This is a genomic window from Companilactobacillus huachuanensis (assembly GCF_005404815.1).
Lineage (GTDB): Bacteria > Bacillota > Bacilli > Lactobacillales > Lactobacillaceae > Companilactobacillus > Companilactobacillus huachuanensis.
Map to the genome: position 1 here is coordinate 99,291 of NZ_BJDF01000010.1, position 15,745 is coordinate 115,035.

Consider the following 15,745-nt stretch of genomic DNA (forward strand, 5'->3'; position numbering starts at 1 on the left):
TTAATTATCCTTATTTCTTAGTCGATTTAAGCGATCTTGCATTTCGCTGTGACTATTTTGTTGATTCTGATTGTTTGGAACCTTCGCCTTGTACTTAGTCCAGTCAGTTGCTTGTTCCACTTTGCGATTCTTATTGTTGTTATAGCGACGTTTGGGATTACGTGGTTTTGTTTGGAAATCATTGATCCGTTTCAAGGCCTGCTCTGGGGTCTGAATATTGTTCTGTTGCCAATCATTAGCCATTGTTTCCATCAGTGGCGATGTTAACGTTGGTGAATTTTGTAGAATATAGTAAACCATAATATTCAGAACGGGTGCTGACAAGTATGTCTTCATTGCCATATCACGCAGAGCACGAGATTCAACGGTTCCCACAAAGCCACCGCTCTTTTGCTTCTGAGCTGCCAAAAAATCGGCCGGAGTCATTGTTTTAGCTTGTTGTAAAATCAATTGGTCAGCACGATTTAAATTGGTCTCAGCAGACTTGGGAGTCTCTTCAACAGTTGGTGCCTGTTGTTTCACTGAAATATTAGCATTTTTCTCAAAACGATCTTGAACCGAGCGCTTCAAACGTACTGGATCAATTGTATTATTGACGATATCACAAGTTTTACCAATCAAATCAATCAAGATCATTTCGTTCAAACCATAAAAAGCATGCAGATTAAGAATCAATTCTTGATTTTCCAACAAATTATCCGGATGAATCCGATACAACTGTTGAATTCGATCAGAAATGAGTTCCCAATCTAATGGTTCAACTTCTTTGCCATTCAAACTAGGCTTTTGAGCACTAGCAGTTATCGTGAAATTACTCTTAGCATTCTTTACTTCAGTTGGTGTGTTAATCAAATCGCTATTACTCAACTGGAAGACTTCCAAAAAGTCCTTAGTAATTTCTTGTGAATTATTCAGAATCAAATCTGAATGGGCATATTTATCTGCCAATAAGCGATATTTACTATCACTAACCTGCTCATATAGAAAGATACTCATTAAATCGTCTTTGAAAAATTCATCCGGTGACAATGGTTCAAACAACTGATAGACATAATAAGGTCCAAGGTCATCCTTCTTTTCAAACGTCCGCAACAAACCTAATGCTTCAGCTTTAATACGTGCTTCATAAAAACGCTTCAAATCAATTCCTAAAAGGCTCAATAATTCTGCATGACTCTTACGTTGCGTAACTAGCTCTTTATTTGGTAATTTTTCCCATAGCAATAGATAGAGACTAAAAGCCTCAGTTCCTAAAATTGGCAAATATAAATCTGTTAAAACGTGGCGATCATCATCATTAAGGTGACCATTTGGCAAACACCAATAGCCTACTAGTGGTGTAAACTTTTCTGATTCAAAATTACTTGTAGACACTGGCATCCCTCTTATTTCTTATCAATTTTATTGCCGTTCGCCATCATCTCTTGAACTTCTTGCATGAAACTATTCATGTCTTTAAATTCACGATAAACACTAGCAAAGCGGATATACGTAACATCATCAACCTTGGCTAAGATTTTCATGACATGCTCACCGATAATTTGTGAACCGATTTCACTCTCACCGTTGGCTCTAATCTCGTTTTCAACTTTATCAACGATATCATTCATTTGATCCATAGTAACAGGACGCTTTTCAGCTGCACGAACGATTCCTCGGAGCAACTTTTCACGACTGAACTCTTCACGATTTCCATTCTTTTTGATTACTAAAAGTGGCGATTTTTCTAATCTTTCAAAAGTCGTAAAACGTGTACCGCAGTATTCACATTCACGACGTCTTCTAATAGCGCGTCCCTCATCGCTTGGACGACTGTCAATTACTTTTGATGAATCATGATGACAATGTGGACAAATCAAAATTCCAACCTCTTTTCCAAATTAAAGTTGTGACATTAGTTTTTCAAATTCTTGTTCTAGATGCTTTAAATCTCCCGAATTATCAATTACAAAGTCAGCACGACGTTTTTTCTCATCCATCGACAGTTGGGAATTAATTCGATCTTGAGCAACTTTTTTTGACAAATCATTACGTTTCATAAGGCGATCTAATTGAATTTCAGGACGTTCATACAGGCTGATAACGCCGTCAAAATAATTCTCATAGCCACCTTCAAACAACAATTGGATTTCAAAAATCGCAATTGTTTTACTGGTAGACTTTTTAATCAAGTCAATTGTCTCTAAAATTTTCTCTTTAATCAAAGGTCGCGTTATGTGATTGAGTTTTTGCAGTTGTTCGTTATCGCTAAAGACGATTGACCCGAGTTTGGCACGATTTAAGGTCCCATCTGCATTCAATATTTGCTCGCCAAATTGATCAACAATCTGTTTTAGACCGATAGAGTTAGGAATAACTACCTCTCGAGCAAATGAATCTGCATCAAAAATTATGAAACCATGCTCGCGAAACATGGCTAACACCGTTGATTTACCAGCTGCAATTCCACCAGTTAATCCATAAATTTTACTCATTTGACAACCTGACACTTAGGACAAAAGTGTGTTCCTCGACCATTTACTTTGATTTTTTTAATCTCGGTACCACAACGTGGACAAGGTGTCCCTTCCTTACCGTAGACCTTCAAACTATTTTGCATATTACCCTTATGACCAGTTGCATCAACATATGACCTGACAGTTGACCCACCTGCAATTATTGCCTTTTCCATTTCTTCATTGGAAACTTCAATAATATTCTGAATGTCGATATCATTCAAATGATTAGCCGGCGTTTCGGGATGAATCTTAACTTTCCATAATACTTCATCGACATATATGTTCCCTAAGCCGCTCATTACTGACTGATCCAACAAAACAGTTTTAATATCTTTACGATGACGCATGATACGCGGCTTCAGATTATTAAAGGTAAATGCGTCAGAAAGCGGTTCTGGACCAAGTTTTTGAATCGATTTATTATTCTCCAAATCGTCAGTATTCCACAGTTGCATTCGACCAAATTTTCGAACATCATTATAAATCAATTTTTGACCATTATCTAATGTAAAAATGGCATGTGAATGCTTATCAATCGCACTTGGATCAGCCGAAATTCGATAACGACCTTCCATACGTAAATGACTGATGATTGTATACCCATTATCTAAATGTATCAACAAAAATTTAGCTCGACGACCAACATCATCAATTGTTGCCCCTGTAACAAACTCTTTGAACTGGTCAACATCCCCAGTAATCAAATTTGGGTAACGAATCTCTACATTAGTGATTTTTCTACCCTTAACTTGGGCTATCAAACCACGCCTAACTGTTTCTACTTCTGGCATCTCTGGCATATTATCAACCTACTTTGCTTCATACCAAGTTTTCCCGTGAGCAGTTTCAACCTTCAATGGCACATCAAGTTTGACTGCTGAATCCATCACGCTTGGTACTAATTTTTCTAAAGTTTTGATTTCAGATTTTGGAGCTTCAAAAATCATTTCATCATGTACTTGTAATAGTAAATTGGCTTGAAGATTTTCTTCTTTAAGCTTCTTTTGCATATTGATCATGGCCACTTTGATAATATCAGCGGCACTACCTTGAATTGGCGTGTTCATTGCCGTTCTTTGAGCAAAGTTTCTGATATTAAAATTACTTGAATGAATATCTGGTAAATAACGACGACGGTGCATAATTGTTTCCACATAACCATTCTCACGAGCATACTTAACAATATCATCCATATACTTCTTAACACCAGGATATTGTTCAAAATATGACTCAATAAAGGCTGCAGCTTGCTTTCTAGTAATACCGATATTTTGTGACAAACCATAGTCGCTAATTCCATAAACAATTCCGAAGTTAGTGGCCTTGGCCTGCCGACGCATATTTGGCGTTACGTCATCAGTACTGTTTAGACCAAAGATTCTCATCGCCGTATGGGCATGAATATCATAGTCTTCTTTGAAGGCTTCTTGCATATGTTCATCACCTGAAATATGAGCTAAAACACGCAATTCAACTTGTGAATAGTCAGCTGAAAAAATCTCCCAATCATCATGTTGCGGAACAAATGCTTTTCTGATCTGCTTACCTTCATCAATTCGAATCGGGATATTTTGCAAATTAGGTTCAATTGATGACAAACGGCCAGTCTGTGTCAACGTCTGTAAATAAATCGTATGAATCTTATTATCAGGTTGTACAAATTTTTGCAAGCCAACAACATAAGTTGATTGAATTTTTGAAATTTGACGATACTCCAAAACCATTTGTACAACAGGCGACTTATCCTTCAGCTTATCTAGAACATCGACTGAAGTTGAATAACCTGTCTTAGTCTTTTTAACAACGGGTAACTTCAAATCTTCAAACAAAACAACACCCAGTTGTTTAGGTGAATTGATATTGAATTCTTTTCCTGCCTCTTGATAAATTTTTTGTTCAATTTCAGCCAAACGAGTAGCAAAACTGTTTTCCATTTCCTTTAATTTGGAAACTTCAACCGTCACACCTTTTATTTCCATATTTGCCAAAACAATTGACAATGGCAATTCAATCTCATCATAAAGACTGTCTTGATCATTTTGCTTAAGTTCGGCCAACATTTTATCTTTCAAGCCATCAATAACCTGAGCCTTTTGAGCAAGGAAATTCAACAACACATCAGTATCTTCAGGGACTGCTTTTTTCACGCCCTTGCCATAAAATTCATCTTCGGAAGGCAAACTAAGATTATAATTCTTAGCTACCAAACCGATATCTTGCTTGTTGTCATTGGTATCAAGCAAATATGCAACCAACAACATATCGAAACTGATACCATCCAAATCACAACCATAACGATGTAATAACGCAATCGTTCGCTTGTTATCAAAGAGGTACTTCTCTTTAGATTTATCGACCAACCAGGTTTTCAAATCAGTATTTTCTAAGATGGAAACATCTGCTGTTCCATAATAGTCTTTACCATCCGAAATCACGATTCCGACAATTGGTGCCAAGTGATAATTCTCACCGAATCCCTCAACAATCAACGTTTGTGGCTGAGTATTCTGAACTATTTTTGCAACCGCAACTTCATCCAGAACTTGGACTTTGATATCTGCCAAAGCTTCAGAAGTATCTTCTTGAGGCACGTCCATTCGGTCGAGGAACGTCTTGAAATTCATTTTTTGATAAAACTGAATCAATTCTTCTTGATTATCACCGTGATATTCGAGATCACCAACTGTTATTTCAACTGGTGCTTCCAAATTAATTGTGGCTAATTTTTTACTCAAGTATGCTTGATCTTTATCATTAATTAAATGCTCTTTTAACTTGCTTTTCTTCATTTCGTCGACATGATCATAAATACCTTCAACACTGCCGTACTCATTGATTAACTTGATAGCAGTCTTTTCACCGACTTTTTCAACCCCAGGATAATGATCTGAAGTATCGCCCATCAAACCTTTCATATCGATAATTTGCTTAGGTGTAATGCCTAATTTTTCTTGAACATGCTCCGGGGTGTACGCTTCCGTTTCCGCTACACCTTTGACATTAACTTTGACGGTAACTTTATCAGTTGTTAACTGAGTCAAATCCCGATCACCCGTGATAATCGTCACATCCATCCCATCAGCTTCAGCTTTACGTGACATTGTTCCAATAATATCGTCCGCTTCATAGTCAGGCAAATCATAAGTTTTAATACCGCGATAACTCAACATTTCCTGAATCAATGGTAACTGTTCCATCAATTCTTGTGGAGTTTTAGCACGAGTACCCTTATATTCCTCAAACATCTTAGTTCTAAAAGTAGTCTTACCAGCATCAAAAGCAACCAAAACATGAGTTGGCTTTTCATCTTTTAAAACCAATTCCAACATGTTATTAAAGGCGTAAAGTGCGTTCGTGTGAATACCTTCGCCTGTGACAAATTTATCCAAGACATTGTGCATGGCAAAGAAAGCCCGAAATGACACACTATTTCCATCTATTAAAAGCAATTTTTTATTTTTTGACATATATTCTCCAATAAAACCGAAATTAACTAATTCTATTTTAACAAATACTGCTGTGTTGTAACAGATTAGCGGTAGTTTATTTGTGAATGCAGTTTTCAAAGTCTGCAAATATTAACCTCCGTGACTTAAAAAGATCCGAGATAATAATTATTATTGACATTAAGTCAAAGAGACACTGTAATCCAAAATTGAATTACAGTGTCTCTACTTAATCATTTTGTTTTTCATATCTGAAATAGATATAGATTATTGATATCAATACTAATAACGATAGCACAGTCAAAATAATAAAATCAATTTTGGCACCTGCTATCATATTCAAAATCTCACTCTTAGTACCACTGGTCAATGCTACGGCCGTAATCACAACGGATAACACGTTAGTACCAAGTGAACCGGCATATTGTTGCATCATGCTATAAAGTGAATTTTGATCTGACTTTTTGGGTCCTTTTACTTGAATACTGCCGTCGGACAATGAAACTCCAAAGCCCATGCTAAAACCAATTCTAACTAAAATGTAAATCCAAATAATGGACGTCATCGTTAAACTCTCACTGTATAACCAGAACAGTCCAGATCCCACCGTAATCAATAATCCACTGATTAGTAATGGTGACCAAGCGCCCTTTTTATCATACATGTAACCCGCAACTGGTCCAAACGCCGCACCTAGTAATGAACCTGGTAAAAGCATTAATCCTGCTTGAGCCGAATCTAGTTTCAAAACTGTTTGGGCAAATATCGGTAAAACAAATGACAAACCGATATTAATGAATTGTAGACTAAAGTATCCAAATAATCTTAAGCGTAAAACTGGAATTTTTAGAATTGAAAGATCAATCAATTGACGGTTACTTTTTCGATTATACCAAGCAAATAATCCAACAATTACGATTGATCCCAAGACCCAGAGTAAAAATTGACTCGAAGTCCAGCCATAACGTCCGGCTTGATCAAAAGTAAATAAGATAACTGAAAAAATAATTGCTAAGCCAAGCACACTCAAGTAATCAAATGAGATACCTTTCGTACCTCTAGCAGTTCCTCTAACTGTTAAAATACCAATAATAAATAATAAAACAATTAATGGTAAGACTCCAACAAATATTTCTCGCCATGTCCAAATTCCATTAATAACACCACCATAGGTAGGTCCCAAGGCTGGTGCTAAAGAAATAACAATTCCCGCCAATCCAGTATAGAGTCCTAACTTTGATGGTGGGATTTCCTCAAAAATCAGATTAAACATTAATGGAGTTGATAAACCCGTTGAAACTGCTTGTAACAAGCGTCCAGACATTAAGACTGGAAAATTTGGTGCCATCAAACAAATCAATGAACCGATAAAACAACAGGCCACTGCAAAAACAAAAATCTTCAACGGATCGAATTTCTTTAAAATATAAGCAGTTGTGCTCATAACGATCGTTGTCAGTAACAAATATCCTGTCGTCAGCCACTGAACTGTTCCCAAACTGACTCCTAAAGTCTTTACCAAAGTAGGAAATGTGACGTTCATGGAAGTTTCAATCAAAATACCTGTAAATGATAATAATCCAACTGCCAGGATTGACAATTTAACACGCGTCGATACAGAATTATCCAAAAAATTTTTACCTCTTTTCATACAAAAAGGCCATGACAATTTGCTCTGTCATAGCCTACTTATTAAGTACTACTTTACTATTTTAAAAAAAATATTGCTAGCAAAAAATTATGTTCAAGTATTTAACTAACACAATGAATTAACTTACTAAAGGGTGAAAGGTGAAAAACTAATATAACCACTGTTGTTGCGAGCATAAAACAAGTTTATTTAAATAAGCAAAAGTTTTCATTTTATTTGTTACTGCCATGAAAAGATAAAATAGTTGGAAGAGCTGGGAGTATTCATTTGCAGCGAAAGTGGCGTTATTGCTTCAGCAATTACACCACCGGGCGTGTTGAAGACTCGGGGGTTTTGCGAGGCTTCAACCGAGGTTCGAGACCGCTTTCTGGCTCGGACCGTTCCGCGCAGCAATTGAATACTCTCAGCTCTGGAAACGGCATACTTAACTAAACTTTCAACCTTTAGTTAACTTATAAAAAGCCAGCACCAGTAATCACATAATAGAGATTACCATTGCTGGCTATATTTTTATTGTTGATTAGGATTCAAGGTACTTAATAATTGTTCATAAGCAGTTTCATACTTTTGAACGTCTCCAGCACCCATGAAAATCATCACTGTATCGTGGTAATCCAATAATGGTGAGAGGTCATCAAGTGTTAGAACTTTACCACCCTTATGGATCTTGTCACCAAGATCTTTACTTGTAATATCACCATGGGCTTCACGAATAGAACCAAAGATGTTAGTCAAGTAAACTTCGTCTGCTAAATCTAGTGACTTAGCAAAGTCGTCCATTAAGGCCAAAGTTCTTGTATAAGTATGTGGTTGGAAGACAGCAACAATCTTTTTGTCAGGATACTTTTGTCTAGCAGCATCAATTGTAGCTTTGATTTCTTGTGGATGGTGAGCATAGTCATCAATGATAACTTGGTCAGCAACTTTCTTTTCACTGAATCGTCTCTTAACACCACTAAATGTTTGTAATTCACGGTTGATCAGCGCGTGATCTAGTTTTTCCATGTGACCCACACCAATAACAGCTAGTGAATTAAGAACATTATGTTCACCGAACAATGGAACTTGGAAATTACCAATATTTTCGCCATCAATAGTTACATCAAATGATGAACCTTTAACGGTACGTTTGATGTTTGTAGCACGGATATAATCTGATTCATTCAAACCATATGTGTAAATTGGAGCATCGGTCTTGATTGACTTAGCATGCGTATCTTCACCCCAGATGAAAATACCTTTCTTAGTCTTTCTAGCTTCTGACTCAAAAGCGTCAACAACATCATTGATTCCGCCAAAGAAATAATCGGGATGATCAAAATCAATATTAGTTATAATCAAGTAATCTGGTGAGTAAGCTAAGAAATGACGACGATATTCATCGGCTTCAAAAACAAAGAACTTAGCATCTTTGATTCCTTTACCAGTACCATCACCAATCAAGTATGAAGTCTTAGCAATACCACTTAATGTGTGTGCCAAAAGACCAGTCGTACTTGTCTTACCATGTGAACCGGCAATACCAATTGAAGTATAACCGTCAACCAATGTACTAACCAATTCAGGATATGTAATTACTGATAAATGCATATCATTAGCCTTTTTAATTTCTACTTGGTCATCACTAAAAGCGTTTCCTTTTACGATTGTCAAACCCTCGTGAATATTTTTTTCATCGAAGGGTAAAATTTTAATGCCTGCTTGTTCAAGACCACGTTGCGTAAATGTATATTTATCAATATCTGATCCTTGAACCTCATATCCAAGATCCTTCAATATAAGTGCTAATGCACTCATACCAGTACCTTTAATTCCAACAAAATGATAGACTGTATTTTCCATAATAACTCCTAATCGAACAAATTCTTTGCTGCTTCAAAATCAAATGCTTGGCCAGCTGCACCTTTATCAAGTACAAGGATACCATGTTTTTGTGGTGCATTAGGAATACCTAATTCCCTAGCAGAACAAATCATACCAAAACTGTCAACGCCACGTAATTCACCTGGCCAAATTTCAGCTCCTGTTGGCATTACCGCACCGGGCAAAGCAACAACAACTAATTGTCCCTGATCAATATTTGGCGCACCACAAACGATTTGAACTGGCTTATCTAGTCCAACATCTGTTTGAGTAATATGCAAATGATCTGAATCAGGATGTTCCTTCATTTCTTCAACGTGTCCAATAACAAATTTGGGACTATTATCAGTCACTAACTTATCAGAAAAACCTGCTTTAGCAATAGCATTGTTTAAAATGTCAACTTGCTTGTCATCAAGAAATACTTGACCAGATTCATTTTGAATACCTAGTTCTTCACCAAGTCCAAAAATGTTGAACCCAATTGGAGCGTCATTTTCTTCGTTAAAAATACGTACGATATTATCTTTTTGAGTTGTCTCTTGAGTTGCAACATCTTCTGCTGTTTCAACTAATAAAACATCCCCTAAAACATTTGGATTATAAAAGCTTAATAGCAAGTTTTTTCCCTCACTTGATTAAATTATTTTTTACTGAAGGTTGAAAGTTTGATGCATTATGCTGTTTCTTAATACTAAGAATATCCAATTGTGCTCTTTTGCCAATTAAATAAATTGGTAAATAAATTGAATTTAGGACTGTCACAGCAATGTTTATATCACTTTTTCACCTTTCAACCTTCAGCTTTTTAACTAAAATAGCATTACGCGTTAATTACGCTGTTAATAAAGGTCTCAACTTCTTGTTTAGTTTTACGATCTTTATTTACTAGTCTACCAATTTCTTTGCCATTTTCAATAATAACAAAGCTAGGAATTCCCATAATGCCTAATTCTTGAGCAACTTCCATGTTATCATCACGGTTAAAACTGATCCAGTTGAAATCAGAATACTCTTGCTCTAGCTCTGGCAATTTAGGTTCGATAAATTTACAGTCAGGGCACCAGTCGGCATGGAAAAATAAAATGTGTTTGCCTTCTTTAGTTACTTCGTGCCAGTCTTTTACGCCATAGTCCTCAAATGTTTTCATACTTTTCACCTCTTCAATAAGATACTTTTTATTTGTTAAACGGTCAATTAAGTGCTCTTGGGTATTAGATTGATATATAATAGTGGTAATATATCATTAAATCGAAATCAAGGAGTGATTTTTATGAATAAAAAAGGTATCGGTTCATTAATCGTTGCTGGTACTGTCGTTGCTGCATCTGCTGCTGCCACAGTTTTAGTAAAACACCATCTAGATAGCGAGAAAATTATCAATAAAGTTAAGTCCGTTTTGGGCGAAGATAGCAAAGTCATCGGTTCATGGGTTGAACCCTTTTATCAAAGAGTTGATGTCAATGGACGTGCAACTTGGGGAATCGTTGGCGGTGTAACTACAATGGACGAATTCGATGTTGCTCAATATCACTTCATCGCTGATGCTGTAACAGGCGAACTTTTGAACATTAAAAAAGTACAGTAAGCAAACAAAAATTAATTTTTAAATTGGGCTTTCAGGTAATTGATCCTGAAGCCTTTTTTTGAGAACTTTTCTTCATACTCAGTTTCGATGTTATTTGAATTGAATCCTTCATTGTTATGTAGATCCAAAGAAATTTCATCGAATTTCATCCCATAATTATTCATACTGATCAATGAGTATTCAAATAATCCTTGATTGTCAGTTTTGAATTGTAGATAGCCATCAGCTTTTAAAATATATTGGTATTGCTTCAAAAATGATTTATAAGTCAAACGACGTTTTTCGTGACGTGTCTTTGGCCATGGATCAGAGAAATTCAAGTAAACTCCATCCACTTCACTTTCAGCAAAATACTCAGATAAATCAGCACCATTGGCTAGTAACAATTGCAAGTTGGGTAACTTTAACTCAACTTGCTTTTTTAGTACCAAGGCAATGGCTCCTTCTTGAACTTCCATCGCAATGTAATTATTTTGGGGATTTTGTTTGGCCAATTCAGTGATAAATCTACCCTTACCTGAACCGACTTCAATGAACAAAGGTTGTTTCTTAGCAAATCGATCTTGCCACTTACCTTGCATGTTCTCAGGTTGAATGGCAATCATATCAAGATTGTCATTGATCATTTCTTTAGCCCAAGGCTTATTTCTTAATCGCATAAATATTAATTCTCTCCATTAATCTAGATATTTTTTCAATTGTCGTGGCATGTAGAAATAATTGACAAAAATCAATACTGCTAAGCCAGCAACAATGATTATCAAACTATTCAAACTCATACCAAATTTATAAATAATTGCCAATGCACTGACAATCCATTGGATCGATAAAATAGTTGTACTTAGCTTTGTAAAATCAGCAATTTTAGTTTTACCGCTGATTGGATAAAGGCGTTGCATTAAATTTTGCATAACCTCTTTGAAGTAAGGCTTCAATTGGAAACCTACTAAATAAATAAACAACATTTCTACTATTAGTGAGATATAGAAGTTGTCGATCATTGCCAACATAATAGCTTGAATCACCGTCAAACGGAGGAACAAACCAATATATTCATTATTTCTGATGAACCCTCTGGCAAAAAGATACAAATAAGTATTGCTTGAGACTGGTTTGATTGGCGTTAATAAACCATCCAACCACTTGCGACGTTTTATTTTACTATTAACACCTGGCACATCAGTAAAGAGATTGTAGAAACGTTTGATTCGAAACATTCTCTGATCTTCAGTTTCAATCGCTAATTTCCACTGCAATTGACCACTAGTTTCCAAAGTTCGAACTCGAGCATTCAAGAAGAAGTAATAAATTATTGCCACAATCAACATTGTCCAACTGAACAAATATGTTGAAACAATCAATGCTACCACTAAGAGAATGTTTGAGGCTAAACGCATTCCAATCTTACCGAAATGTGCTCGGCCGTATATTTCCATTAAATTAACATCTAAAAATGCCAATTTATAGACAATTAAACCTGCAGCAATTACTACAATATCAATTATCTTTAATCCAGCTCCTCGTGAAGCAAAAGCTGACAATAAAAAGTTGACCAACGCTAAAGTCACAATTGGTAAAAAGCTACTATAATTTTTAGCTGACTTAAAGTACTTATAAAAATCTTTTTCCTTAACTAATAAGAAAGTACTATCCGGTTCTTCGAGCAAAGTGGCAATCCCACCTACCTGAACCGCTAAAAATAACAACAAAATAACGATTGGCTTTCCAAAGGTCAAAGTTTGGTGAATCGTACCCAATAAATTGGAATACCAAAATCCTAACGCACCAATTAAGACGATAAACGCTAACACGAAATTATCATTGAAGATCAATCTTAGATATTTGAATTGATTAAGTTGATGTCTTCTTAATCGTTCATTCCAAAGTTCTGACATTAGAGATCCTCGTTTGACATCTTGATATAAATATCATCAAGATTGGCATCTGGTTGCATATCAAATTTAGCTTTCAGTTGATCAAGCGTACCGTCAGCTCTCACTTGACCATGATTGATCAAGACAAACTTATCCGCGTGATTTTGAACTGTAGCCAGAACGTGAGTTGACATCAAAACTGAACACCCTGCTTTTTTCTTAGCTTCCACAATATTTAATAAATCGTTGACTGCCAAAGGATCTAGTCCTGTAAATGGCTCATCAATAATAAATAAACTAGCATCAGTCATGAATGCACAGACAATCATCACCTTTTGCTTCATACCTTTAGAAAAATTCTGTGGGAACCAATCCAACTTATTATCAAGTCGGAAGGTTTTCAACAATTGGTTAGCATTTTCCCATGTTTTATCATGGTCCAAGTCATATGCCATTATTGTTAAATCAATATGTTCCTTTAATGTAAGTTCTGGATAAAGAATTGGCATTTCGGGAACATAGGCAATTTTCTTACGATACTTTTCCACATCATCGTGCAGGCTGATTCCATCAATTAAAATCCGGCCCCCACGTGGTGTCAATAAACCGATGATATGTTTGATGGTTGTTGATTTACCAGCACCATTCAAACCAATCAGTCCAACAACTTGTCCACTTTCAACTGTGAAAGTTTCTTTTTTTAAAACTGATACTTGACCGTATCCACCGGTCAGCTCTTTTACTTCTAAAGTCATGGTTTAAACCACCTATATCTGTTTTTAATAATGTTAATATGATAGCATTATAGTAAATATAATGCTGTTTTTTGAAAGGAGATTTTTCTATGGATGATTGCATTTTTTGTAAAATAATCAACAATGAGATTCCTAGTACGACAATCTATGAGGATGATGATATCAAAGCTTTCTTCGATATTTCTCAGGTCACTCCTGGTCATACCCTAGTAGTACCTAAGAAACATGTTCAAGATATCTTCGCTTATGATGAGGATTTAGCTGAACGTGTCTTCAAAAAAGTACCTATGATTGCTCGTGCCATTAAAGCTTCAAATCCTGATATTATCGGTATGAATATCTGCCAAAATAATGGTGAGATTGCTTACCAAAGCGTGATGCACTCACACATCCATTTGGTACCCCGTTACTCAAAAGACGATGATTTCTCAATGCACTGGGGAGATAACACTGGTCTAGTTGACAATGAACAATTACAGGCACGTGCCGACAAGATCAAACAACACTTGGAGGATTAAGATGAAATTTTTTGCTGGATTCATGGTTGGATCAATTTCAGGAGTCGCTATCCACTTGTTTCAATCAAAAGATGCCACATCTAGTATCAATAATACCAAGATATTTAAGAATATAAAAGATTTTAAAGACATATTAGCTGATCTCCAAAAGAATTCTGCAATTGTTCCTGAAGTCCTCTCTGGAATTCAAAAGGATGTCACAGAATATACTGAAAGCATCAAGCCTGATGTTGAAGAACTTCAGAATTCAATTCAAGAAATGCAAGAAAACGTTGATAAGTTTCAAAAATAATCATGCCAAATATGAATTTTTTGTGATTTTTTCTTAAAATGATAAACTATTCACTATTTTTTATGGTAGTCTTTTCAATTGTAGACATATTAATTAAGGATGTGTAAAGATGAATAAACGATTAACTAAATGGATTTTGGCTATTGCCGGTCTATTTATGATAACAGTTGTTGCTGCTGGTTGTTCAAGTAACAAAACTGTTGCAACTCTAAAGGGTGGAAGAATTACCCAAGACGAATACTACAAAGAAATGAAGAGTTCTTCGTCAGGTAAGCAAACACTTCAAACAATGATTATCACAAAGGCCCTTGAAGACCAATATGGTAAAGACGTTTCCACAAAACAAGTTGACAAGGAATACAACAAGTACAAGAGTCAATATGGTTCATCATTCAGTTCTATTCTTCAACAAAACGGTATGACAACTGCTCAATTCAAGAAGAACATTCGTACTAACCTTCTAACAAAGGTTGCTTTGAAGAAGAACAAGACCGTTACAAATGCAGATCTTAAGAAAGAATGGAAGAGCTACCAACCTAAGATTCAAGTTGCTCAAATTCTTGTAAGTAAAGAAGCAACTGCTAAAGAAGTTATTACAAAACTTCAAAATGGTGAGAAATTTGCCGATTTAGCTAAAGAATATTCAACTGATTCTGCAACAAAGAACAAGGGTGGTAAAATGGCTGCCTTTGATAACGATAGTACAAGTATTGATACTGACTTTAAGACAGCTGCATACAAGCTAAGTAAAGTCGGAGATTACACAGATACACCTGTTAAGACAAGCTACGGTTACAGTGTTATCCAACTTGTTAAGAAGCCTGCTAAGGGTAAGATGAGTGATCACACAGCAGAACTTAAATCTAAGCTCTATGCTTCATGGATGCAAGATTCAACAGTTATGCAAAAGGTTATCTCTAAAGTCTTGAAGAAGGCTGATGTATCTATTAAAGATAGCGACTTGAAGGATGTTCTTTCAGGTTACGTTTCATCAAGTTCATCATCATCTTCATCAAAATAATAATATAATCTAAACAATCAATAACGTTGGTTAATTCCAGCGTTATTTTTTTTGCTATTTTATTATATATATATATGCCGCCTCCGATTGTCAGTAAATATAGTCCGCTGTGGGGACCGGTCCGAGCCAAGGTCTCGCACGAGGCTGCTGAAAAAGTCCATAAGATATTTATAATGTTTTTTAAGCATCCAGTTATGGGTGCTTTTTTGATATAATCCACTTAATGAGGTAGATGACTA

16 protein-coding genes are annotated in these 15,745 nt (G+C 35.8%); 4 read left to right on the forward strand and 12 right to left on the reverse strand.

Annotated elements, in window-relative coordinates:
- The 9 genes from FFM71_RS07365 to FFM71_RS07405 all read right to left on the reverse strand — a co-directional run bounded on the left by FFM71_RS07365 (nt 1) and on the right by FFM71_RS07405 (nt 10,608).
- Nucleotides 1-1,374: a DnaD domain protein gene (locus tag FFM71_RS07365; protein ID WP_171000503.1), complete on the reverse strand. Its 1,374-nt coding sequence runs from the start codon at nt 1,372-1,374 to the stop codon at nt 1-3.
- Nucleotides 1,375-1,385: 11 nt separating this feature from the next.
- Nucleotides 1,386-1,859 carry a transcriptional regulator NrdR gene (nrdR, locus tag FFM71_RS07370; RefSeq protein WP_137611528.1) on the reverse strand — a complete coding sequence of 158 codons (474 nt, stop codon included), beginning with the start codon at nt 1,857-1,859 and terminating at the stop codon, nt 1,386-1,388.
- Between the two features lie 21 nt (nt 1,860-1,880).
- On the reverse strand, nt 1,881-2,474 hold the full coding sequence (gene coaE, locus FFM71_RS07375; RefSeq protein ID WP_137611529.1) for a dephospho-CoA kinase: 594 nt from the start codon (nt 2,472-2,474) through the stop codon (nt 1,881-1,883).
- Nucleotides 2,471-3,298 carry a DNA-formamidopyrimidine glycosylase gene (gene mutM / locus FFM71_RS07380; RefSeq protein WP_137611530.1) on the reverse strand — a complete coding sequence of 276 codons (828 nt, stop codon included), beginning with the start codon at nt 3,296-3,298 and terminating at the stop codon, nt 2,471-2,473. The genes coaE and mutM overlap by 4 nt, the downstream gene beginning before the upstream one ends.
- Nucleotides 3,299-3,307: 9 nt before the next feature.
- Nucleotides 3,308-5,965, reverse strand: coding sequence for a DNA polymerase I (gene polA / locus FFM71_RS07385; RefSeq protein ID WP_137611531.1), 2,658 nt, complete (start codon nt 5,963-5,965; stop codon nt 3,308-3,310).
- A 208-nt stretch (nt 5,966-6,173) separates the two neighbouring features.
- Nucleotides 6,174-7,574: an MFS transporter gene (locus FFM71_RS07390; protein WP_373278795.1), complete on the reverse strand. Its 1,401-nt coding sequence runs from the start codon at nt 7,572-7,574 to the stop codon at nt 6,174-6,176.
- 531 nt (nt 7,575-8,105) lie between these two features.
- On the reverse strand, nt 8,106-9,437 hold the full coding sequence (murC, locus tag FFM71_RS07395) for a UDP-N-acetylmuramate--L-alanine ligase (RefSeq protein ID WP_137611533.1): 1,332 nt from the start codon (nt 9,435-9,437) through the stop codon (nt 8,106-8,108).
- Between the two features lie 8 nt (nt 9,438-9,445).
- Entirely contained in the window at nt 9,446-10,078 is a 633-nt protein-coding gene (gene ytpR / locus FFM71_RS07400; RefSeq protein WP_137611534.1) for a YtpR family tRNA-binding protein, read from the reverse strand.
- Nucleotides 10,079-10,281: 203 nt separating this feature from the next.
- On the reverse strand, nt 10,282-10,608 hold the full coding sequence (locus tag FFM71_RS07405; protein ID WP_137611535.1) for a thioredoxin family protein: 327 nt from the start codon (nt 10,606-10,608) through the stop codon (nt 10,282-10,284).
- 123 nt (nt 10,609-10,731) lie between these two features.
- Between FFM71_RS07405 and FFM71_RS07410 the strand changes: the two genes are divergently transcribed.
- On the forward strand, nt 10,732-11,046 hold the full coding sequence (locus tag FFM71_RS07410) for a hypothetical protein (protein ID WP_137611536.1): 315 nt from the start codon (nt 10,732-10,734) through the stop codon (nt 11,044-11,046).
- Between the two features lie 11 nt (nt 11,047-11,057).
- On the opposite strand, the gene trmB is transcribed toward FFM71_RS07410, so the two are convergent.
- Genes trmB through FFM71_RS07425 form a run of 3 tightly spaced genes read right to left on the reverse strand, consistent with a single transcriptional unit; the run spans nt 11,058 to nt 13,675 of the window.
- Nucleotides 11,058-11,705, reverse strand: coding sequence for a tRNA (guanosine(46)-N7)-methyltransferase TrmB (gene trmB, locus FFM71_RS07415; protein WP_137611537.1), 648 nt, complete (start codon nt 11,703-11,705; stop codon nt 11,058-11,060).
- A gap of 18 nt (nt 11,706-11,723) precedes the next feature.
- Nucleotides 11,724-12,941 carry an ABC transporter permease gene (locus FFM71_RS07420; protein WP_137611538.1) on the reverse strand — a complete coding sequence of 406 codons (1,218 nt, stop codon included), beginning with the start codon at nt 12,939-12,941 and terminating at the stop codon, nt 11,724-11,726.
- Nucleotides 12,941-13,675, reverse strand: a complete 735-nt coding sequence (locus FFM71_RS07425) for an ABC transporter ATP-binding protein (RefSeq protein WP_137611539.1) — start codon at nt 13,673-13,675, stop codon at nt 12,941-12,943. Before FFM71_RS07425 ends, FFM71_RS07420 begins: the two co-directional genes overlap by 1 nt.
- A gap of 89 nt (nt 13,676-13,764) precedes the next feature.
- Between FFM71_RS07425 and FFM71_RS07430 the strand changes: the two genes are divergently transcribed.
- From FFM71_RS07430 to FFM71_RS07440, 3 genes are all read left to right on the forward strand, one after another.
- Nucleotides 13,765-14,193, forward strand: coding sequence for an HIT family protein (locus tag FFM71_RS07430; protein ID WP_137611540.1), 429 nt, complete (start codon nt 13,765-13,767; stop codon nt 14,191-14,193).
- 1 nt (nt 14,194) lies between these two features.
- Entirely contained in the window at nt 14,195-14,485 is a 291-nt protein-coding gene (locus FFM71_RS07435) for a hypothetical protein (RefSeq protein ID WP_137611541.1), read from the forward strand.
- Nucleotides 14,486-14,594: 109 nt separating this feature from the next.
- On the forward strand, nt 14,595-15,506 hold the full coding sequence (locus FFM71_RS07440; protein WP_137611542.1) for a peptidylprolyl isomerase PrsA: 912 nt from the start codon (nt 14,595-14,597) through the stop codon (nt 15,504-15,506).
- Nucleotides 15,507-15,745: the final 239 nt, after the last annotated feature.

Coding starts and splice junctions, on each gene's coding strand:
- coaE (WP_137611529.1), bottom strand. CDS start 2,474: ATGAGTAAAATTTATGGATTAACTGGTGGAATTGCAGCTGGTAAATCA.
- mutM (WP_137611530.1), bottom strand. CDS start 3,298: ATGCCAGAGATGCCAGAAGTAGAAACAGTTAGGCGTGGTTTGATAGCC.
- polA (WP_137611531.1), bottom strand. CDS start 5,965: ATGTCAAAAAATAAAAAATTGCTTTTAATAGATGGAAATAGTGTGTCA.
- murC (WP_137611533.1), bottom strand. CDS start 9,437: ATGGAAAATACAGTCTATCATTTTGTTGGAATTAAAGGTACTGGTATG.
- FFM71_RS07405 (WP_137611535.1), bottom strand. CDS start 10,608: ATGAAAACATTTGAGGACTATGGCGTAAAAGACTGGCACGAAGTAACT.
- FFM71_RS07410 (WP_137611536.1), top strand. CDS start 10,732: ATGAATAAAAAAGGTATCGGTTCATTAATCGTTGCTGGTACTGTCGTT.
- trmB (WP_137611537.1), bottom strand. CDS start 11,705: ATGCGATTAAGAAATAAGCCTTGGGCTAAAGAAATGATCAATGACAAT.
- FFM71_RS07420 (WP_137611538.1), bottom strand. CDS start 12,941: ATGTCAGAACTTTGGAATGAACGATTAAGAAGACATCAACTTAATCAA.
- FFM71_RS07425 (WP_137611539.1), bottom strand. CDS start 13,675: ATGACTTTAGAAGTAAAAGAGCTGACCGGTGGATACGGTCAAGTATCA.
- FFM71_RS07430 (WP_137611540.1), top strand. CDS start 13,765: ATGGATGATTGCATTTTTTGTAAAATAATCAACAATGAGATTCCTAGT.
- FFM71_RS07435 (WP_137611541.1), top strand. CDS start 14,195: ATGAAATTTTTTGCTGGATTCATGGTTGGATCAATTTCAGGAGTCGCT.
- FFM71_RS07440 (WP_137611542.1), top strand. CDS start 14,595: ATGAATAAACGATTAACTAAATGGATTTTGGCTATTGCCGGTCTATTT.